Annotated in this window: 24 protein-coding genes; 19 read left to right on the top strand and 5 right to left on the bottom strand. The window is 37.1% G+C overall.

What is annotated here, in order from left to right:
• Window positions 1-93 precede the first annotated feature (93 nt).
• The 4 genes from AA980_RS10715 to AA980_RS10700 all read left to right on the top strand — a co-directional run bounded on the left by AA980_RS10715 (window position 94) and on the right by AA980_RS10700 (window position 3,080).
• Window positions 94-897, top strand: coding sequence for a basic amino acid ABC transporter substrate-binding protein (locus AA980_RS10715; RefSeq protein ID WP_024026374.1), 804 nt, complete (start codon window positions 94-96; stop codon window positions 895-897).
• Between the two features lie 102 nt (window positions 898-999).
• Window positions 1,000-1,656, top strand: coding sequence for an amino acid ABC transporter permease (locus AA980_RS10710; RefSeq protein ID WP_024026375.1), 657 nt, complete (start codon window positions 1,000-1,002; stop codon window positions 1,654-1,656).
• Complete coding sequence (locus AA980_RS10705; RefSeq protein WP_024026376.1) at window positions 1,653-2,375, top strand: amino acid ABC transporter ATP-binding protein; 723 nt, start codon at window positions 1,653-1,655, stop codon at window positions 2,373-2,375. The genes AA980_RS10710 and AA980_RS10705 overlap by 4 nt, the downstream gene beginning before the upstream one ends.
• Before the next feature lie 309 nt (window positions 2,376-2,684).
• Window positions 2,685-3,080 carry a DUF3267 domain-containing protein gene (locus AA980_RS10700; protein ID WP_024026378.1) on the top strand — a complete coding sequence of 132 codons (396 nt, stop codon included), beginning with the start codon at window positions 2,685-2,687 and terminating at the stop codon, window positions 3,078-3,080.
• Between the two features lie 119 nt (window positions 3,081-3,199).
• Here AA980_RS10700 and AA980_RS10695 read toward each other — a convergent pair whose 3' ends face one another.
• Window positions 3,200-3,460 (bottom strand): zinc ribbon domain-containing protein, encoded by a 261-nt coding sequence (locus tag AA980_RS10695; RefSeq protein WP_024026379.1) that lies wholly within the window; start codon window positions 3,458-3,460, stop codon window positions 3,200-3,202.
• A gap of 14 nt (window positions 3,461-3,474) precedes the next feature.
• Window positions 3,475-3,984, bottom strand: coding sequence for a hypothetical protein (locus AA980_RS10690; protein WP_024026380.1), 510 nt, complete (start codon window positions 3,982-3,984; stop codon window positions 3,475-3,477).
• 241 nt (window positions 3,985-4,225) lie between these two features.
• On the opposite strand from AA980_RS10690, the gene AA980_RS10685 reads away from it, so the two are divergent.
• Entirely contained in the window at window positions 4,226-6,979 is a 2,754-nt protein-coding gene (locus AA980_RS10685; RefSeq protein WP_024026381.1) for a dynamin family protein, read from the top strand.
• A 167-nt stretch (window positions 6,980-7,146) separates the two neighbouring features.
• Here AA980_RS10685 and AA980_RS26290 read toward each other — a convergent pair whose 3' ends face one another.
• Window positions 7,147-7,254, bottom strand: coding sequence for a YjcZ family sporulation protein (locus AA980_RS26290; protein ID WP_034723022.1), 108 nt, complete (start codon window positions 7,252-7,254; stop codon window positions 7,147-7,149).
• Between the two features lie 508 nt (window positions 7,255-7,762).
• On the opposite strand from AA980_RS26290, the gene AA980_RS10675 reads away from it, so the two are divergent.
• From AA980_RS10675 to AA980_RS10650, 6 genes are all read left to right on the top strand, one after another.
• The gene (locus AA980_RS10675; protein WP_024026382.1) at window positions 7,763-8,128 is read left to right on the top strand and encodes a VOC family protein; all 366 of its coding nucleotides are present in this window, start codon (window positions 7,763-7,765) and stop codon (window positions 8,126-8,128) included.
• 39 nt (window positions 8,129-8,167) lie between these two features.
• Entirely contained in the window at window positions 8,168-8,605 is a 438-nt protein-coding gene (locus AA980_RS10670) for an SRPBCC family protein (RefSeq protein WP_024026383.1), read from the top strand.
• Window positions 8,606-8,784: 179 nt separating this feature from the next.
• Complete coding sequence (locus AA980_RS10665) at window positions 8,785-9,828, top strand: serine hydrolase domain-containing protein (protein ID WP_024026384.1); 1,044 nt, start codon at window positions 8,785-8,787, stop codon at window positions 9,826-9,828.
• A 120-nt stretch (window positions 9,829-9,948) separates the two neighbouring features.
• Window positions 9,949-11,739, top strand: coding sequence for a M3 family oligoendopeptidase (locus AA980_RS10660; protein WP_024026385.1), 1,791 nt, complete (start codon window positions 9,949-9,951; stop codon window positions 11,737-11,739).
• Between the two features lie 109 nt (window positions 11,740-11,848).
• Window positions 11,849-12,373, top strand: coding sequence for a GNAT family N-acetyltransferase (locus AA980_RS10655; protein ID WP_024026386.1), 525 nt, complete (start codon window positions 11,849-11,851; stop codon window positions 12,371-12,373).
• A gap of 128 nt (window positions 12,374-12,501) precedes the next feature.
• Window positions 12,502-12,984 (top strand): GNAT family N-acetyltransferase, encoded by a 483-nt coding sequence (locus AA980_RS10650; protein ID WP_024026387.1) that lies wholly within the window; start codon window positions 12,502-12,504, stop codon window positions 12,982-12,984.
• 45 nt (window positions 12,985-13,029) lie between these two features.
• On the opposite strand, the gene AA980_RS10645 is transcribed toward AA980_RS10650, so the two are convergent.
• Window positions 13,030-13,482 (bottom strand): hypothetical protein, encoded by a 453-nt coding sequence (locus AA980_RS10645; RefSeq protein WP_152681130.1) that lies wholly within the window; start codon window positions 13,480-13,482, stop codon window positions 13,030-13,032.
• Between the two features lie 245 nt (window positions 13,483-13,727).
• Between AA980_RS10645 and AA980_RS10640 the strand changes: the two genes are divergently transcribed.
• The 4 genes from AA980_RS10640 (at window position 13,728) to AA980_RS10625 (ending at window position 15,946) form a co-directional block, all read left to right on the top strand.
• The gene (locus AA980_RS10640; protein WP_024026389.1) at window positions 13,728-14,183 is read left to right on the top strand and encodes an NUDIX domain-containing protein; all 456 of its coding nucleotides are present in this window, start codon (window positions 13,728-13,730) and stop codon (window positions 14,181-14,183) included.
• Between the two features lie 158 nt (window positions 14,184-14,341).
• Window positions 14,342-14,917, top strand: coding sequence for a hypothetical protein (locus AA980_RS10635; RefSeq protein ID WP_024026390.1), 576 nt, complete (start codon window positions 14,342-14,344; stop codon window positions 14,915-14,917).
• A gap of 31 nt (window positions 14,918-14,948) precedes the next feature.
• Entirely contained in the window at window positions 14,949-15,353 is a 405-nt protein-coding gene (locus AA980_RS10630; protein WP_024026391.1) for an NUDIX hydrolase, read from the top strand.
• A gap of 41 nt (window positions 15,354-15,394) precedes the next feature.
• Window positions 15,395-15,946, top strand: coding sequence for a histidine phosphatase family protein (locus AA980_RS10625; protein ID WP_024026392.1), 552 nt, complete (start codon window positions 15,395-15,397; stop codon window positions 15,944-15,946).
• Window positions 15,947-16,536: 590 nt separating this feature from the next.
• Here the strand turns inward: AA980_RS10625 and AA980_RS10615 are convergent.
• Entirely contained in the window at window positions 16,537-16,767 is a 231-nt protein-coding gene (locus AA980_RS10615) for a hypothetical protein (RefSeq protein ID WP_024026394.1), read from the bottom strand.
• Window positions 16,768-17,225: 458 nt separating this feature from the next.
• Here AA980_RS10615 and AA980_RS10610 point away from each other — a divergent pair, with 458 nt between their 5' ends.
• From AA980_RS10610 to AA980_RS10595, 4 genes are all read left to right on the top strand, one after another.
• A complete protein-coding gene (locus AA980_RS10610) occupies window positions 17,226-17,927 on the top strand; it encodes a response regulator transcription factor (protein WP_024026395.1) in 702 nt (233 codons plus the stop codon).
• Window positions 17,927-18,862: a sensor histidine kinase gene (locus AA980_RS10605; RefSeq protein WP_024026396.1), complete on the top strand. Its 936-nt coding sequence runs from the start codon at window positions 17,927-17,929 to the stop codon at window positions 18,860-18,862. The genes AA980_RS10610 and AA980_RS10605 overlap by 1 nt, the downstream gene beginning before the upstream one ends.
• 131 nt (window positions 18,863-18,993) lie before the next feature.
• The gene (locus AA980_RS10600; RefSeq protein ID WP_024026397.1) at window positions 18,994-19,917 is read left to right on the top strand and encodes an ABC transporter ATP-binding protein; all 924 of its coding nucleotides are present in this window, start codon (window positions 18,994-18,996) and stop codon (window positions 19,915-19,917) included.
• Window positions 19,910-20,602 (top strand): ABC transporter permease, encoded by a 693-nt coding sequence (locus AA980_RS10595; RefSeq protein ID WP_024026398.1) that lies wholly within the window; start codon window positions 19,910-19,912, stop codon window positions 20,600-20,602. The genes AA980_RS10600 and AA980_RS10595 overlap by 8 nt, the downstream gene beginning before the upstream one ends.
• Window positions 20,603-20,688 lie beyond the last annotated feature (86 nt).

The raw sequence follows: 20,688 nt of genomic DNA, 5'->3' as shown, positions 1-20,688 counted from the left end.
TACAAAGCTGTTTTTCTCGTGGGTCTATTACAAAACTAGCGAACATATGAAAATAGTGGAACAATAAAATAGCAAAAAAATGGGGGGCAAAAAATGAAGAAATTAAAAATGTTCACAACCGTTTTGCTCGTTTCGTTAGCTCTTATTCTATCAGCCTGCGGAACAAGTAAAACAAGCGGGGATGGTGAAAAGAAGACCTTGAGGGTGGTAACAGATGCTGCCTATGCACCGTTTGAATATCAGGATAAAGGTGAGGTTGTCGGCTTTGATATTGATTTTGTCAAGGCAGTGGCAAAGGAAGCTGGCTACCCTGTGAAGGTTGAAAACGTCGGGTGGGATCCGGTTTTTATTGAAATTGAAGGGAAAACAGCCGATATTGCCATTTCTGCGATTACGATTACACCTAAACGACTGCAAACGTATGATTTTACCGTTCCGTACTTTCTATCTAAAAATGAAATCCTTGTCCCAAAAGGCAGTCCAATTAAGAGTGCCAAAGATTTGGAAGGAAAAAAGATTGCCGTTCAAAATGGGACGACAGGTCAGGAAGCGGTTGAGAAACTTTTTGGCGAGAATAATGATAAACTTAAAAAATTTGAAAATAACAATCTAGCCATCCTTGAGTTGAAGAAAGGTGGCGTGGATGCCGTTGTAGCGGATAATACCGTTGTTGAAACCTATGTGAAAAATAATCCGAACGACAATTTGGTTTTCATCGAAGACGATGGTACGTTTGAAAAGGAATTCTACGGCCTTTTGTTACCAAAGGGAAGCAAGCTCAAGGCAGATTTAGATAAGGCTGTGAATAAACTATTAGAAAATGGAACCTATGAAAAGCTTTATGAAAAATGGTTCAAAATCAAGCCTGATATTAAAATATTAAAAGAGCAGCAGTAGCGGATGAAATTGCGTAACTAGTTTTTCAAAGCAGTTACGCAATTTTTGATTAAGATAAATAAAAAGCAAAGCAAATTTCCACATTAGGCAGGGGATTGATAGATGGATTTTCGTTGGGATCTGATTGTAGAATACGCTCCTCTATTTCTAAAGGGAACGTTATTAACCATTGGCCTCTCCGTTGCGGGTATTTTGATCGGCGCAGTACTCGGATTACTTATCGGTTTAGGAAAAATGATGCGAAAAAAGCTGTGGGCTTTGCCCTTTAGATGGTATATCAACTTTTTTCGCGGGACTCCTTTTATGGTTCAAATCTTATTAATTCATTTTGCGGTTGTACCAGCATTTTTAGATACAACGAATGGCATCTTGGCAGCGATTTTGGCTCTTTCCTTAAACTCAGCTGCTTATGTTTCAGAAATATTTCGTGCCGGGATTCAATCAATCAATAGGGGGCAAATGGAGGCGGCGCGGTCGCTCGGCATGACGCATGGACAAGCCATGAGGTATGTTATTTTGCCACAGGCATTTAAACGGATGATTCCGCCGCTAGGCAATGAGTTCATTGTTTTAATTAAAGATTCTTCGCTTGCGGCGTTAATTGCCGTCCCTGAGCTAATGTATTGGGGCCGGGCGATGCAAGGACAATATATGCGCGCATGGGAGCCGTATCTTACAGCTACGGTAATCTATCTTGTATTAACTCTTTCGTTAAGCTCCCTATTATCTCTCCTTGAAAAGAGGTTGGCAACCGAATGATAGAAGTGAAAAATTTAAAAAAATCCTTTGGCACGAATGAAGTTCTCAAGGATATCAATGTGACCGTCAAGCCCCAAGAGGTAGTTGTTGTGATTGGACCTTCCGGCTCCGGTAAATCGACATTTCTACGCTGCATCAATATGCTGGAAACGATTACTGGAGGACATGTCTTTATAGACCGAACAGATTTGATGGATAAAAAAACAGACATTAATAAGTTGCGGTCTGAGGTCGGAATGGTTTTTCAGCAATTTAATCTATTTCCCCATAAAAAGGTGATAGAAAATATTATGCTCGCACCGATGAAAGTAAGAAAGCTTTCAGCAGAAACAGCGAGGGTGAAAGGATTAGAGCTTTTAAGAAAAGTAGGTTTAGTGGATAAAGCAGAGGCCTACCCTGATTCCTTATCCGGCGGGCAAAAGCAGCGGGCGGCGATTGCCAGAGCTTTGGCGATGGAGCCGAGCATCATGCTGTTCGATGAACCGACATCAGCCCTCGACCCGGAAATGGTCGGTGAAGTACTCGAAGTAATGAAGCAGCTGGCCAGAGAGGGGATGACGATGGTAGTTGTGACCCATGAAATGGGCTTTGCCAAAGAGGTGGGCGACCGGGTTCTCTTCATGGACGGCGGCCTGATTGTCGAAGAAAATACCCCGAAGGAATTATTTGATAATCCTCAAGAGGAACGGACGAAGGCATTTTTAAGTAAAGTTTTATAAAGCTTATTTTATTTACTTAAGGGCTGACAGCAGTCCTTTATTTTGTTACGATGAGTGGGAATGTTTCCCACTCGTTTTTTTTGGAGGCGATATCAATTAAAATTCGAAATAAACTGCCGGAATTTAATGAGCAAACACACAGGGAATTACTGAACAGTGCCTGGATTCCGCTAAAAGAGCCGAAAACGCTTACATCAGCTGTTGTATTTTCTATTCCATTCATGGTCATCAATGTGCTTATTTCGGTTGGTATTATCTATTTATTTACATATTTACCTTATTAATCCTTTTTTTACAGGGGATGCAATCATGTTTACGATTGATTTAAGGCTTATTATTGGGATATTTTTGATGCTCATCATTCATGAGTTTATTCATTTATTTTTCATACCCAATTTCATCAAATCAAAGGACACTTATATGGGGCTGACCTTTTTCGGCGGATATGTGCACACGGAACAATCATTAACTAAGGCAAGATTCTTGCTGATATCAATTGCCCCTTTTGTGATTTTATCGATTTTATTGCCACTAATTCTAGGCATTTTCGGACAGTTAACAGGCTCCTTAATGTTTTTCATTATCCTTAATTCAATGGGGGCATGTGTTGATATACTTGGATTTATGCTTGTACTCGTGCAAGTTCCGAAAGAGGGAGTTATAAGAATTAACGGAACACGGACTTATTGGAAAGTGGAACAATGAGTCAACCGAAGTCATTCGAATGAAAAGCGGAGCCAACTGTCGGGAAAGCGTCACTCACTGTCGGATAGGGGTGGCCAACTGTCGGGATAACGGCGCCAATAAAAAAAGACGACACTACGTCATCTCTTCCATCTTTCCAGTTTAGGAATATTTCTAGTAAACAAACCAGCCATAAACTTTGGCATACCGAATTCAACAACCTTCTGTTTCACTCTTTCCTTCATTTCGTCCATTGTTATATTGGGAAGAGTGAATTCTCCGTTCAAATAACAGTGGCTGCAATACTTGGTGCTTTTTGACCCGTCCTTTTCGGTTCCGCCTCCATGCTCGTCCTTTGCTAAAGGCATTCCACAGCTTTGACAATTCTTATAGACTGCCATTTTCCACACTCCAATCAATTTTCAAAATCAAAAACATCGACAATTCGATCTGCTTTTATCCGGTTTTGGCATAGCTTAAATACTTGTTCAAAAAATGCCTCCACTTTCTCTGCGGCTGTCGGAAGCTCGATGTGCACCGTTCTTGAGCCAAACATTTGCGTAAAATAAGCTTTCCGCTGATCGTTTTTTCCATCACGTTTAAACGGTTTGTATGACCAGACGATTTGCGAGACATCGTCAATTTCCTGAATTTGCCGGAGCTCTGCAACCGTCGTCTTTTTATCATGGGCGTAAATCACCAAATAATAAATGCCATTGCGGTGCCAATCAATAAATACAAAGTAATAGCCGGTTTCCGTTGCAGGCCGGGTCACCTCATAGGCTGCTAACGTTTTCTTCCCATTTGTCCATTGGTGAAACTTTGGAAGAGTTCCGCCAACCATATCTAATTTCTTTATCTCATAGGCGGCGGGAGTTGATTTTTCGATGCAATTGGCTAAAAAAAGTGCTTGTTCCTGTTCCAAGGTTAATTTCTCCTTTAGGTCTTTGTTTTAATTATAACCCGTAGAACTCTCTTACGATACTAGCCCGAAAGTTTTAATTTGTCTCCAAAATGAAATACTACTGACATCCTTTTAAAAAACTCCTTTGGTAGAATCGAACTAATTGAGACTTATATTTTACATATCCGTCGAATAGTATGAGGAATAATTACGCCTCTTTTCCATATGAATGACATAGAGTGTTGCAATTGGAGGGAATGAAATGTCAATAGAGAAGCAATTAAAACAGAAAACATATCATGAAATGTTCATCAATGAGCATGAAAATAGTCATCCGATTCGTGTTCTTGGCGAAGCGTTTCAGGAGGAAGCAGAAAAGGATTTGCCTGATTTATCCCAAATTCGCTTTGCCCAGGGTGAAGTTTATTTTCATTATAAAGATTTTGAAGCGGCGATTTTCAAATGGGAAAACATTAGCAATGATCTTGAGCCATGGGCGAAGAAAAATACCGCCGATGCTTACTATGAGTTAGGGATGCTATCGACGGCTGAGGATATTTACACAGCGATTGTCACAGATAATCCAACCTTAAATACAGAAGTAGCGTTACAGTTATTTTCACTCTATATCGATCGCGACAAGCTAGATGCAGCAGTTTCGGTGATGAAAAAAACGATTAATGCCAATCCTGATTACCCAAATGTTACCGAAATCGCCCGTACTTTTTTCGAGGAACAACAGGATTGGAATAATGCGATTGAACTAGCTGTAAATGAAGCCAAACGGACAGAATCGCCTGTTTGGTTTGATATGGTTATTACGTATGTAGAAAAGGGTGTAACGAAAAGCCTAGCACCTAGTTATTTTTCCCAAGCCTTAATCTTACTGTTTGGACTAGACAAGGAGAAATTTGAGCAGCTCGTTTCCGCGCTTTGGAACAGCTATAAGAATGAGGAAACTTACTTATCGTGGTTAAGCGAAATCAACCACCTTTTATTAAATCTTGACTTGGATCGAAATGAAAACTGGCCAGGGCTTTCCATGCTTCATAAGGAAACTTATTTTAGCTTTATTGACGGCAGATATTTTATTAAAAAAATTCAGGAATTTATCCCTGACCTGTTAACGAACTGGCTGCGGTTGGCTGACCAAGCTAATGTGGTCCTAGCATCAGCAGCCGTGCTCTCTTGGAATGAGCTTTTTCCAGCAAGTATCAGTACGACAATTGTGAGTGAAGCAGAAAACCTAATCAGTATGACAGAAACAGACATGGATGAACTGGATGAGTGCCTGACACTATTTGATTCCATTATGAATTGGGCAGAGGACCATGAGATGGGTAAGAATCACCGTTTAAAATGGCTTGTCGATCAATTAATTGACTTTGACACCCAACATATTTTCATTACCGGGTTAAGTGGCAGCGGGAAATCTTCGTTTGTTAATACAATTTTAGGGGAAGATTTGCAGGATAGCCCAACCTCTTCTGTCGTCATGTTTAAAAACGATGAAGAATTAGCCATCACTGAAATTACCGACTGGGAGATTACCAATCTAGCTGGATTTTCTGATTTCCAAGAACGAATGGATCGCCGCCGCAATGCGCTCGAATCGATTATTGAATTTAAGCTGCCGAACGCATTTTTACAAGGAAATAGGGTTGCTTTCATTGATACACCAGGACTGAAGGGCAGCCTTCACGAGCGAAATGAAATTCTGAAGAGTCTCCATGTTGCTGACAATGTCCTATTTGTGGTTGATGCTAATGTCCCGTTTACGGAAAAGGAGCGTAGTGTTCTAACACAAATTCAGGAAGTAGCACCTGATATTCCGATTCATTTTATCATAAGTAAAATGGATACAATTACCGGTGAGCAGGAAGTAATCAGGATTTTTGAGGAAACTAGGTCCACCATTCAAACTTATCTGCCGGAATCCCAAGTTTTTGCGTTTTCTTCGCAATATGAGGGCGGTTCACAGTTGAAGGATTTAAAAGAGTTTATTCAATCAATTAACAATTCGATAAACATAGAAGATAAGCGTCTGGCAAAGCTATTGTTCTATATTAGAACGACGATTGCCAGCCTGCTGCAAAAGCGGATTGATGTGGAGAATCAATTGCTAGAATCGGTGCGCTGGAATGAAGAAATGTTGATGAAGTTAACCGGAGCCGTCAATCAATTGAAGGATACGGAGGCACAAAAAGCAAAAGCGTTCACGAAGTCATATCGCGCATTTAAAGATGCGATTGAAATCGATATTGCAGAGACCGTCCCGAGTTTGCTAAAGGAATGTTCGGTCCTAATCAAGGAAGATAGCAATTTTAGCAAAATCCACTTGGAACTAAATGACGAGATGAACAGAAGACTTCAAGCTTACTTGGAGGAGCAGGTGATGCCGAAATATTACCGCTTGCTTCAGGATTGGATTGTGCGCTGCAAAGAGGAGTTTGAGGAAGGTCAGGAATTTTTGAATGAAATGGCAGAGAGTTTTAATCAGATGTACGGGGACGAGCGCCTCAAGCTAGAGTGTGACTTCAAAGTGCTTGATGATTGGCGCCGCGATATGGACCGGATGACAAGCCGTTTTCAGCTGGATTCAATCAATATTCTGCTCCGTCGGACACCGTCGCAATTTTTATTAAAAAGCGCTGGAAAACTGTTTGGCGCCATATCGCAAAACAAAGCAATGCTTTATAACAAATACAAATCATTTGTCGAAAATGAGGATTATGCCGAAGCGGCTAAGTTGGTCTGCGATCAGTTTTTCCGCCCGTTTGAATTGTTTGAAAAATCATTGGAGCGGGATGTCACGATGTTTTTCAAGAGCCCGCTAACGATGTTGAATCGTTCTGTTGAAGAAGCAAGTGCCGGGATTCAGACGAACCAGGAAATGCTAAATAACATGAATGCTAATCCAGAAATGTTCCGCGATCCTCTAACACTATTTGAGGTGCGCCTGCGTCAATTTGAATGGATGACAGTCGCTGGAAAAGGCATGCAAACGATTTATTAATAGTTTTGAAGATCACTGCGGTCACCAATAGGTCTTATTGGTGACCGTTTTTCGGATTTTAAGAGTATAGCGGTCACCAATAGTCTAAATTAAAGAAATCACAAAAAAGAAGCGTGGTATCCACGCTTCAAAAAAGGTTATTCTTTTGATTTTTCTACCTTAAAAAGTTAGTATGCTCCCATGAAAGAAGCACCAACGATAATCAAAAGGATGAAGAGAACAACAATTAACACAAAACTGGATCCGCCTCCGTATCCGCCGCCATATCCATACATAAGTAACACCTCCTTTTTTTATGAGGTAGTACATTTTATGCAGATACGATTTATGTCGTAAGGGACAAGCATGGAATTATGGCAAAATAATGTATGGAAATATTCGAGAATTAATCGCCACAGCATCATTTTTACGGTAAAAAAGGATTTCCCCAACAAGTTATAGAATACTAATTTTTAAAAAATTAAGGTAGTGAGGCTAGTGGCGTTAGGAGCCTATATTAATTTGTTTCTTGTCATTTTAGTATTCTACGGCTGTAGGATCCTTTTTGATTCAAAGTATAAATACGGGGGAATAAAAAGACTATTAATGGAAGTTGGTATTACGGCTATTTTAGTTCTGTTTGTGCAGTGGTTAATTAAACTGCTTTTTTAAAAAATTCTCTGATCAATAACGATGGTTTTACAAAGCAAAAGACGGTAAATGCCTTTTATCAATAATCGACTCATTTAAGTTTAAGAAGCATTAATGATAAAATGAATTTATCAAAAATCGGGAGGTATTTTTTTGAAAAGTGCTAGTCCATATGTATTCATAGATAACTGCCGTGATGTCATGGAGTATTACCAAAGCCTTTTTGGCGGGGAAATAACTAATTTTCAAAAAAGCAATGATGGCAAGTGTTTGCATGCCGAACTACACCTTGGTAACAGCATCATTCATTTTTCAGATACCTTCAGCAAGACCCATGAAGGTGATAACGTCCGAATTAGCTTGGAATGTGAAAGCGAAGAAGAAATTAGAAGAGTGTATGACGCTCTTAGCAAAGACGGAAAGATAACTGCTCAGCTGCAGGATACATTCTGGGGAGCGATTCATGCAAACTTAGTTGATAAGTTTGGCATTGGCTGGCTGCTCAACTTTCAGAAATAATACGCATTTTAAAAAATACATAAAGGGATGATTTAGTGTATGAACAACGTAACAAAAATGAAAATATTCAAACCAGCAAACGAAGTATTTGAAGCCTTCGTCGATCCTACGAAAATCGGGAATTTCTGGTTCACGTCGAGTTCGGAAAGATGGGAACAAGGTAAGATGATTACATTGCGATATGTTGAATACAATGCGCAACTAGATATAGAAATAAAGGAAATCGAGGGAAATAAGAAAATCGTATTCCAGTGGGGAGCAAATGGCGAAGGGCATATTGTTACGATTACGCTGAATGAGTTAGATCATTCAACTACAATTATTGAAGTAAATGAAGCTGGATTTGATGAAAATGATGAAGCGCTAATTAGTCAATTGCTAGATAATAAAGAAGGCTGGGTTTTCATGCTGACCTGTTTAAAGGGTTATTTAGAATTTGGTGCCAACCAATTAAGAGGCGGATTAGTGAAGGATTGACCTGTATAAAGAGCCAAATGGCTCTTTTTTGTTGCAAATTAATATTTATGTAATTATGCAGAGACATTCTATTTATGAAATAAGAAAAAATAAAATAAAAATGAGCAGTCCAAAAATTTACATCAGAACATATATTCGTGTTATAATTATTCTAATGTTGCAAAAATTGGAGGGCTTTTATGAAGCTAAAAAATATAAACATTTGCGAGCGTATGGAACATTATATTGTTGCTGGTCTAAGTATTGCATTAATTGATAAAGGTCAAATCAATATGACAGCAGGCTTTGGTGTCCTTGAAGCAGGAACCACAAATATTGTAAACAGTAATTCTATATTTAATGCTTGTTCAATTAGTAAATTTGTAACGTCAATGCTAGTTATGAAATTAACGGAACAAGGTGTCTTCGATTTGGATGAAGACGTAAATAATAGACTTTCATCGTGGAAGGTTCCTGAAAACGAATTCACGCAAAAAAATAAAGTAACATTACGGCGGCTGCTTTCTCATCAATCAGGGGTTACAGATCCGGATGGTAGTTTTGCTGAACTTAATTTCACACAAGGATTTCCAGTAATGGTCGATTTATTGGAAGGAAGAACGCCTTATTGCAATGTGCCTATTAATGTGATGTATGAACCAGGGAGTGACTTTCAATATTCAGATGCAGGTTTTTGTATCATACAACTTCTAATTGAAGATAGCTTCGGAAAACCATTTTACGAGGTAATGAATGAACATATATTTGAACCATTAAATCTGAAAAATAGTTCCTTTCCACAGACAATATCAAAAGCAAGAAGAGAAGATTTTTCTTGTGGTCATAAAAATGGAAAGATTGTCAATGTTAAATATCCGATTTATCCCTATCCGGCAGCTTCTGGACTATGGACAACACCATCTGATTTAGCTATTTTGGTAATTGAATTTATGAGGTCACTTAGAGGTGAAAGTGAGATTGGTCTATCTGCAAGTATGGCAAAAGAAATGATTAACCCACAGGGGTGTAAGGCGTGGACTGGTCTAGGTGTTTTTCTAGATGGATCCAAGCACGAAATTGAAATTTCATCACTCGGATGGGGTGTAGGCTTTCAATGTATGATGGTGGCGTATCCTTATTTAGAAACTGGAGCAGTGATAATGACAAATACCGATCTAGGAGTTCATCAATTGAAGAGTATTATCGGGGAAGTATACAATTCCCTTATTTTTTTTAATATTTAATGTTGAACTACCAAGCTGTTTTAGTGGAAAAGCCACAATTTTTATTTCCGGAATATTCAAGTAAATAGAACCTATTAAGAAGAACCAATTATTTCAATATCCTATTTAGGGGGAAAATGAATGACTCAAACTAGGTATAGAGAAGTTTGGGACTTAGAAAAATTATTTCCTGGGGGAAGCCAATCAATTCAAATTTGTAAACATATCGAACAGATAGAGACAAAAGTTGATGAATTGGAGGAAAGATTAGAATTTTTTCATATACCACTTGAAATAAATGATTCGTTAAAAGTAGCCGATATTATTGAGCAAATAATTGGTATTCAGCTGAACCTGTCCCAAGCCAATTCTTTTATAACTTGTCTTCTAGCGCAGAACTCCAAGGATCAGAAGGCTGCCAGACTCCGAGGAAGGACATCTTCTATTAGTGCCCGCTTTGAGTCTGCATTTCAAAAAATAAAAAACGTCCTTGTAAACACAAACGAACATTTGTGGAAAAACCTACTTGATACTGATCGGTTAAATGACTATAAATTTATTCTGAACGAATGGCGAGAGAATACGGAAAATCAACTAACCGAAACAGAAGAAAGTTTAGTGTCCAATCTAATGGTTGATGGCTATCATGCTTGGGGACAGTTTTATATTTCTCTTATTAGTAGTATTAAAGTTAATATTTCAATCAACGGAGAAAATAACGAATTATCAGTTGGCCAAACGATTAATTTGCGTTCCCATCCTGATGAATTAGTTCGAATGGAATCCCATAAGGCTTTAGAAGAAATATGGACTGAGAAAGAAGACCTGTTTGCAAAGATTCTCAATCATATTGCAGGCTTTCGATTACAAGTGTACAAACAGCGAGGTTTAAAAAATGTTCTAGAAAAACCTCTTAAGGACAACCGCATTAAAGAGGAAACACTTAACGCCATTTGGTCAGCAGTTAATAAATATAAACAACCGTTTGCGAATTACCTAAACCAGAAAGCAAAAACGTTTGGTGATGAAAAGATGCACGCGTATAATTTTTGGGCCCCTATTACACTAAGTAAACAAAAAATTAAATATGAAGAAGCAGTCGATTTTATAATAGAGCATTTTAGTCAGTTTGGACCTGAATTAGAACGTTTTTCGCGCAATGCCTTTGATAAGGGCTGGATTGAAGCAGAAAATCGTCCGAATAAATCGGCTGTTGCGTTTTGTGCAGGGTTTCCACTTTCAGGAGAATCCAGAGTTTTTATGACATATGACGGGAGAATCACAAATGTCTTAACTCTAGCACATGAATTAGGGCATGCCTTTCATAACCAAGCAATGATTCCCGTCAAAGGTATGAATAAAAAATATCCAATGATTTTGGCTGAAACAGCCTCAACATTTTCTGAGATGATCATTTTAGATGCAGCTATGGAAAAAGCGGACAGCACTAACGAGCGATTATTTTTACTGGATGAAAAATTAAAACGCGGTGTGATGAACTTCATGAATATTCCTTCTAGGTTCTTGTTTGAGACGAGATTTTACGAGGAACGAAAACATGGAATCGTTTCTTCATCACGGATAAATGAATTAATGCAAACGGCAATGGAAGAAGCGTATCAAGGCTCACTTGATGGTGCTTCTATTCATTCGTGGGTTTGGACACCACATTTTTATATCACTAATACTCCATTTTATAATTTTCCTTATACTTTCGGTTACATATTTTCGCTTAACCTTTATGCACGGGCAAAGGAAATAGGAAAAGAATTTGAAAAAAGTTATTTAGAACTGCTACGTGATTCAGGCAGGATGACCATAGAAGATTTGGTAATGAAGCATTTAGGAGAAGACATTACTTCACAAACTTTTTGGGAAAAAGGAATGCAATTATCCATTAAAGATGCTGAAGAGTTTATTAGTTTAACATAAGGTTCTGGAGCTTAATAATGTTTTCAGTGTGATAGCTCAAATAATCAGAGGGATTTAGGATTTTTAATCGAATAGTAACTAGAAAAAATAATGTTTGAAGGTGAATTCTATGAAGTCAGATGTATATTTAGCTCGACCAACAATGGAATTAGAAACAGAATACCTGTCCTTTTACCAGGAATGGAAGGAAAGCGGAGAGGACATGATCCCGTGGGTCATTGGTAAGGATCCCTCAAATTTCCAAGACATGATTCAATTTTTACTTGATTCCGAGAAAGGAATAAATCTCCCTGATAATTGGGTGCCTGACTCTACGTTCTGGTTAGTTAATGATGATAAAAAAGTTATCGGTGCTGTTAATATTCGACATCGACTAACTGAAAAACTATTTAACTGTGGCGGACATATTGGTTATGGCATTCGTCCCTCTGAGCGGCGAAAAGGATATGCTACTAAACTTTTATCATTATCTTTAGAAAAAGCGAAAGAACTAGGAATCCAAAAAGTTCTTGTTGTTTGCGACAAGAGTAATATTGGTTCGGAAAAAACAATATTAAATAATGGCGGCATACCAGATACGGACTTTATTGAGGAAAATGGAAATATTATTAAGAGGTATTGGATTGAATTATAGATCTAGTCTCTCCTCTTGTAAACTAAGTTCTAGGCGTCAACTAAAATTTCCACTCAATATTTTAAATGATTATAGTAGAAAAAATCCTTGTTTAAGAGATTTCCTGGAACGATAGGGAGTTGAATTATTTGTTTGAAACAGATAGATGTTTTATTAATATCTTTCAAGAATCGGATTATTTTGATGTGAAAAAATTATATGTAAATCATGAAGTAAGAAGATTTCTTGGTGGCATACGTCAAGAAGCTTCGATTGGAGTAGTAATGGATGAAATGCTTCATTCAAGTGACGACTCTTTTTATTGGGTTGTAAGGGAAAAACACACAGATGATTTTATTGGTTTGGTTTCTCTTGACCCTCACCACGAAGGCGTTTACCCCGAAATCTCGTATCAATTTTTACCGGATTGGTGGGGATCTGGCTATGCAACTGAAGTAGTTCAAGTGATACTCAATTTTGCATTAAATGAATTGAATCTTGTTAAAGTAGTGGCGGAAACTCAAACTGCTAATAAGTCTTCATGTAAGCTTCTAGAGAAAGTAGGTATGGAATTGGAAAGAACAATTAGCAGATTTGGATCCGAGCAAGCGATTCATTCCATTCAATCCTAGTTAAAATCAAATTAAAAAGTGCTAAAAGTGCGATTTATTATTTTTTTAATTTAGGTCTTTTACTTTTTCTAATGGAAATTCTTTAACGATATTTACACCGTCTAATATTATCAAAGTCGAATCAATAGCCAGTTTATTAATACCTTTTAGGTCAGTGCCATTTTTTATTTTATATTCAAGGTGAAATGATTCCTCAGTCCCAGAGTCGAGGATTCCATTACTTCCAGCACCCATTTGAAGCATCTTAATAAACTTGCTTCCTTCGACCAACATCATTTTTGAGGCTAACTTTTTGTTTGGTCGTACCACAACTTCAAGTCCGTAATCATGTTGGCCAGGATAATCAAATTCAGATTTGAATGGGGTGGCAGCGGTATTTTTTATTTTTATATCGTAACGTAGAATCCCTTCTGCTTTAATGATCGTAGTTTCTATATTTGTAATAACCAACTGATTTGCTCTATGAAATCCAGTAAGAGGAATCAATGAAATAACCAAGAAAACGAATGCTAATTTTCTGATGATGAAACATCCCTTTCTATGAGATATGATTTTCCTATTTATTATTTATGGTTATTTTCGAGATTATTCAACAAAAGGGTGCGCTGCATAGAAAATAACCATATCAAAAAAAAGGGATTTTTCAGTCGAGGGAGTTAATTTTGAAGTAATTGAATTTGGGATAGGGAATCCCTGGTTAGTAAGAACAGAAACGGAGTTGGAAGATAATTGGTGATTAGAAAATGACTCAAAATGGCATCGTTTTAGTTGCTAGTGTATCAATAATCAAAGACGACGAAGTTTTGATTATTAAAGAAAATAAACCATTTGCAATCAATAAGTGGAATTTTCCATCCGGACATATTGAGTATAAAGAAGACATACTTGATGCAGCCTGCAGGGAAGTAAAAGAAGAAACAGGATTTGATGTGAAACTTACTGGCACAACTGGTGTATATAACTTTATCAGCAGTTCAAATGACCAAGTGATATTATTTCATTTTACCGGTGAAGTTATTGGCGGAGCATTGAGAATTGAAGAGGACGTAATAATAGATAGCAAGTGGATAAAGGTATCTGAACTCATGAATTTTGATAATAATCAACTTCGTGAACCACGTGTTATTTGGCAGATTGTAGATAGAATAGTAAATCAAAAGGTTCTTCCAATTACAATTTTTAATGATCGATTAGTATAAGCCAAAGAAGATTGAATATAAAACGGAGTTCTAAGATACAAACAGATGCGGCCATCAATAATGAAGGTCGCTTTTTTTCGAATAAAATAATTAAAGGTTATTTTCTCAAAATTACCGAATATATAAGGATGACAATTGGTAATTAGGAAGTGTTTATTTTGAACTATGTATTTATGGTGCTTATTTTTATTTTTTCATTTTATCAATTTTTCATAAAAGGATTCAATAAAGAAATAATGGATACGTTCAATTCCAATTCAATATCAAATATTGCTCACTATTTGTCATTTGGGGCAATAAATTCATTTTTTGCAAATCGTTTCTTTGAAATTGACTGGATGCTATGGATAACCTTTTATTCAATAATAGGAATACTAATTTGTAAAAAAACCGAAAAAGGTGAAAGGAAGTATTCTCAAAAGTTAATCATTTTTCTCATTGTTTTCTTGTTCTTTTCTATTTACCGAGTTCCAACGCATCCAGCTTCATTTGAAAAATATATTAATAGTAAAGAAATGTACCAATGTGTTACAAGGTGGGAATGTGTGAAAATATCTTCAGAGATTAGTGAACATGACTCATTAAGAGCCAAGGCAGAAATTCTTTCAATAAATGGTTATACATTTGATTGGTATGTGTTATATGCAAAGGGGTATATTCAACTTGCTAACGATAAAGGAAATATTGAAGAAATCAATGGTGTAAATATTTGTGGATTTTGGATTGAATATTGAAATGCAATTCTTGTAGAAAAGAGGATGTTAGATGACACCGAAACATATTGTTTCAGCGGCAGCTATTGTGCTGAACAACCAGAATGAGATTTTATTAATCAAAGGGCCACGAAGAGGTTGGGAAATGCCCGGGGGACAGGTTGAAGAAGGAGAATCTTTGAAGGATGCAGCCATAAGGGAAACAAAAGAAGAATCTGGTATCGATATTGAAGTTACAAAATTTTGCGGAGTGTTTCAAAATGTAAATGATTGCATTTGTAATACATTATTTTTAGGAAAGCCTGTGGGGGGAAAACCAATAACAAGCTCGGAAAGTCTAGAGGTAGGATTCTTTCCAATTAACGAAGCATTAGAAATGGTCACTTGGAAAAATTTCAGACAACGAATTGAGTATTGCTTAACAGAAAAACTTCATCCTTTTTATATAGAATTTTAAATAGTCTATTAGTAATTGGAAGAAAAGGAGGTCAATAGTGGATGACCAATTTATATTTCGTTCGACACGCACATTCTACATATACCCCTGATGAAATCGGAAGACCTTTATCAGCTCTAGGATTGGCTGATGCAGAAATAATTACGCAAATGCTCATAAATGAAAATATTAACAGAGTCATTTCAAGTCCATACAAACGAGCTATTCAAACTGTCCAAGGTGTCGCTGAATTCTTTGGAAAAGAAATTGAGATTGTGCATGATTTTAAAGAAAGGACTTTGTCCGATAAACCTCTTGAGGACTTCAATTCGGCGATTGCAAAAGTATGGGCTGATGAAAGCTATTCATGGGAAGGGGGAGAATCTAACATTCTTGCCCAAGCAAGGGGAGTTAAGGCTACAATGAATGTTTTAGAAAAGTATGCAGATGAAAATATTGTCATAGGAACGCATGGAAATTTGATGGTTTTAATTATGAAACATTTTGATAAGCAATTTGGTTTTCGTTTCTGGCAAGAGCTTGCTATGCCTGATATATATAAATTAACGTTCGATAAAATAAAGCTGGTAGAAGTTAATAGAGTATGGCATTAAAATAAATAAAGGAATCCGGGGGTGACGTATGCAGTTATTATTTTGGCCTTGTACGATTGCTTCACTCATTCTCTCCATTATTGCCATAGGCACAAGGAAACCTAAACTCCTTGTAATATCCTCAATCCTTATATTACCAATGTCTTTATACCTAGCGGCTACACCACTTTTTCTAGTTTGGGGTTTAATATTTCCAGTCCTTTATCTTGGTGCAGGGAAATTTATAGCAAAGAAAAGGATCTGGTTGGCCATTTTGTTTGTCATTCCTAATTTTATATTAGTCGGATGGCTGGGATGGGTTGTTTTAAATCAGTAAATAGTATTTTTCAAAGATTAATCATAGTATTTCTAAAGGGGGGCTATAAATTTATAACGGGTTCCGTTTCCTATCACAAAACGTTAATTTACAGCTAAAAATGTTAAGTAAAATGTGTATCAAATTACACCGCAATCTGCGGTGTTTTTTGTTTTGTTTTCAACAAAAAGATAGCCCAGTCTGATATGATACGAACTTAGCTATTTTCTGTATTTATTTTTACTTCCTATTCCACTAAAGCATCCGTTTGTTTAAGTACAATTGAAACCAACAGTTATCCAAAGTGATTATGAAACCACCAAACAATAAGAATCATACTCACTATTCCCCAAGCTGTGGTACTCACTATCCACCAAATTATGGATTCAGCTTTTTTTGAACTTTCCCCGTTTTCCATATTTGCTGTTATAAAAGCGAGCTTACTTTCCATACCTTTTTTCATAGAAGTGAGAACAACAAATCCGATTATTATGAAACCAATAGTTATCCAGAGTAATAAGTCCACCTTTTATACCTCCCTTTTTTTGTGAATTACTTTCCTTTCAATCTTCTTTATTCAATTATCCTGCCCCGTTAGCGTGAGTACATATTTTCACAAACTTTATTTCATCTTAACATATATATCCAATTTTAACATCCATTCTAAGCACTTTTGTAAATCATTTTGTATATCAAATTGTGGGTAAAATTGTAGGGGTACAACAGCCATTGTACCCCTACAATTTGGGGTGCATTTTCCTATACAAATTTTTATGTAATTCCCGTAAAAAAGGCTTTACACCAATAAAAAATGAGTGTCAATTTCATAAGCAAATTGGCACTCATTTTAACCTACATTTTTAATGTTTGCGATAGGAAACGGAACCCGTTAATAAATTTAGTCTCTCTTTTTCCAACAAAAAAAGGATTTTTCAGAGATAATATGGAAAATAACTATATAGGAATGAACGGGTGGGGGATTAAATGCAGCATAAAATTTTATTAGTAGAAGATGATGCGGCCATTAGCGATATGGTTAAGGGGCAATTTACCAAAGAAGGTTTTGAGGTAGTGCCAGCGTTTGACGGGGAAGAGGCGCTTGAGGTGTTTGCAAACGACTCATTTGATTTGATTCTCCTTGATTTAATGCTGCCGAAGCTTGATGGAATGGAATTTTTGAAAATTATTCGTGAGAAGAGCATGATACCTGTACTGATCATGTCGGCTAAAGACGGGGACTTAGATAAAGCTTTAGGATTGGGTTTCGGAGCGGATGATTATATCGCCAAGCCGTTTTCGATGATTGAGCTGACGGCTAGGGTGAAAGCAGCAATCAGAAGGGCAACTCATTATTCCCGTACAGAACAAAAGCAAGAAAAAAAGCTGCTGGCGGTCGGGGAGTTGAAACTTGACCTTGAAAATTTCTCCTTACAAAAAAACGGCATAGAAATCAAGCTGACCGCAAAGGAGTTTCATATTCTAAAACTATTTATCTCACATCCAAGCCGTGTCTATACGAAGGCACAGATTTATAGCTTAGTATGGGAAGACGAATATTACGGTGATGAAAATGTGATAAATGTTCATATGAGAAGGTTGAGGGAGAAAATTGAGGATGAACCGTCTAAACCACAGTATATCCAAACATTATGGGGCATCGGTTATAAGCTTGGGGAGTTTTCCTAATGATTATTTTTTTATCCATCGTCATCATTGTCTTAGCATTCCTTAATTTTTTCCAATATAAAACGAGGAACAATGATAAAGAAAATTTCACTTATATACATAAAAAACTTAAGCAGATTATTGAGAGGAAGACGGATGAAAAGCTGCTTTTGCATACAGATAATGAGGATTTAAAACAAATATTAATCGAAATCAACCGCCTCTTAGAATATAATCAAAAAATGGTAGCCAACTACAATAAAACGGAGATGTCGATGCGGAAAATGCTCTCCAATATCTCGCATGATTTAAAAACGCCTTTGACGGTGGTGCTCGGGTATATTGAGATTATGTTGAATGACCCGAATAGAAATCACGACGAAACCGAGGAGCTCCTGCAAAAAGTTCACGCAAAAGCGGTCGAAGTTTTAGACTTAATTAACAAGTTCTTTGATCTTGCGAAACTGGAGTCGGGGGATAAAAATCTGCCGCTCACAAGGGTGAACATAAATGAAGTATGCCAGAAGAATATATTAAACTTTTATGAGGTTTTAACCGCAAAGGGCTTTGATGTAGCGATTGAGCTGCCGGAAAACATTCTTTATGCTCTAGGGAATGAGGAAGAACTTAATAGGGTCTTAAATAATTTACTTTCAAATGCGATTCAATATGGCGGAGATGGGAAAGTACTTGGTTTAACGCTTAAAGGTGATGAACAATTTGTTTATATAGACGTGTGGGATAAAGGCAAGGGAATCAGTGAGCTCCACAAGGATTTAGTGTTTGAACGAATGTACACATTAGAGGATTCACGAAACAAATCCTATCAAGGCAGCGGTCTCGGCCTCACAATTACCAAACGGCTTGTGGAAAAAATGGACGGGCAAATTTTTCTAACCAGCAAGCCCTATGAAAAAACGACTTTTACTGTTCAATTAAAGCGAATTACATATTAAAACAGCTAAGGGTGCCTCGCTTCAGAGACATCCTTTCTTTCTTAAGATTTTTGTAAGAATTGGTTAATAAAAAAGAAAAGTCTGCTGACTAAAATAAAAAGTAGTTAAAGACGAAGAGGAGCTGAAAATTGATGAGCTACATTATCAAAACAAATCAACTGACGAAAGCCTTTAAAGGCAAGGAAGTGGTTTCAAATGTCAATATGAAGGTCAAAAAGGGAGAAATTTATGGGTTTCTTGGGCCAAATGGTGCCGGTAAAACAACAATCATGAAGATGCTGACAAATCTTGTGAAGCCAACGAGCGGTGAAATTGAGATCTTTGGTGAAAAACTGACGAATACCTCCTATGAAGTGTTAAAGCGGATGGGGAGCATCATCGAATATCCTGTTTTCTATGACCGGCTTACGGCACGTGAAAATCTGGAGCTGCACTGTGAGTATATGGGCTATTACGACAAAAAGGCGATTAATGCAGCCTTAGATTTAGTCAAATTAAAAAATATCGAGGATAAGTCAGTAAAAGATTTCTCACTCGGAATGAAACAGCGTCTTGGGATTGCCCGCGCAATCATTACGAAGCCTGAATTATTAATTCTTGATGAACCAATTAATGGCCTCGATCCAGTAGGGATTAAAGAACTGCGCGAATTATTCCATATGCTCTGCCGTGAATATGGAATAACCATGCTGATTTCGTCCCATATCCTTGGTGAAATGGAGCAAATTGCCGATACGATTGGGGTAATCAGTGACGGAAAATTAATTAAAGAGGTTTCGATGGATGAAATCCAGGAACAAAATAGGGAGTATATTGAACTTGCAGTTAACGATGTGAAGAAGGCATTTTATGTTCTTGATGAAATACTCCATCTCACGAATTTTAAAGTGGTCGACGGGTCTCGGTTCAGAATCTATGATACAGGAGCATCACAATCAGAAATATCTAAGACTCTCATTCTAAATGGGGTCATGATTGAAGAAATTAATAAAAAGAATCATTCACTAGAAGATTATTTCTTAACATTAATTAATGGGGGCGGAATCAGTGCGTAAATTAATCAGTCTTGAAATAAAGAAATTTAAATTGTATGGCTATTGGAAAGGAATTGCGATTGCCAATCTTGCCATCATGGCCCTCCTTTGTTCGATTTATTTCACTGGAAAAGGTGATGGAGAAATTCCCTCTATAAGTTATGAATTAGTATTTATTGATTTCGGGAGTATTATTAGGGCAACGTTTACAATTTTTGCTGCGACACTTATTGCCAAACTGATCATTGACGAGTATAAAAATAACTCCATCTCCCTGATGTTTATGTATCCGATTAAACGGAAGCAAATCATGGCTGCTAAGCTAATTATTGTGGCGTGTTTTACATTTTTAACAATATGCGTATCGAGTCTATTGATTGGCAGTCTCTTTTATTTAGCTGATTCCTTTTTCCACTTTGTTCCGCAGGCACTAACAGCAGAAGTTTTAAGGAATGGAATCATTGATATGCTTCTTGGAGCTATTGCTTCAGCTGGTATCGCCTTAATTCCACTATATTTTGGCATGCTGAGAAAGTCTGTTCCTGCAACAATCGTATCATCGATTATCCTCGTATCGCTTACCGGTTCAACAACTAATGGTGTATCTGCCTTCTCCTATATTGCCATACCGCTTGTACTTGCGGCAATTGGCTGCTTGATTGCTTATTTCTCGATTAGGAATATTGAGAAGGTGGATGTAAACTAAAAAAAGGGCTGCCCATTTGTACTGCACCCCAAAAGTTAGAGTGAACTCTAACCTTTGGGGTGTATTTTTATGGCAAAATATAGTGA

Origin of the sequence: Neobacillus vireti (assembly GCF_001026695.1) — a bacterium.
GTDB lineage: Bacteria > Bacillota > Bacilli > Bacillales > Cytobacillaceae > Neobacillus > Neobacillus vireti.
This window is presented reverse-complemented; position numbering and strand designations above follow the sequence as displayed.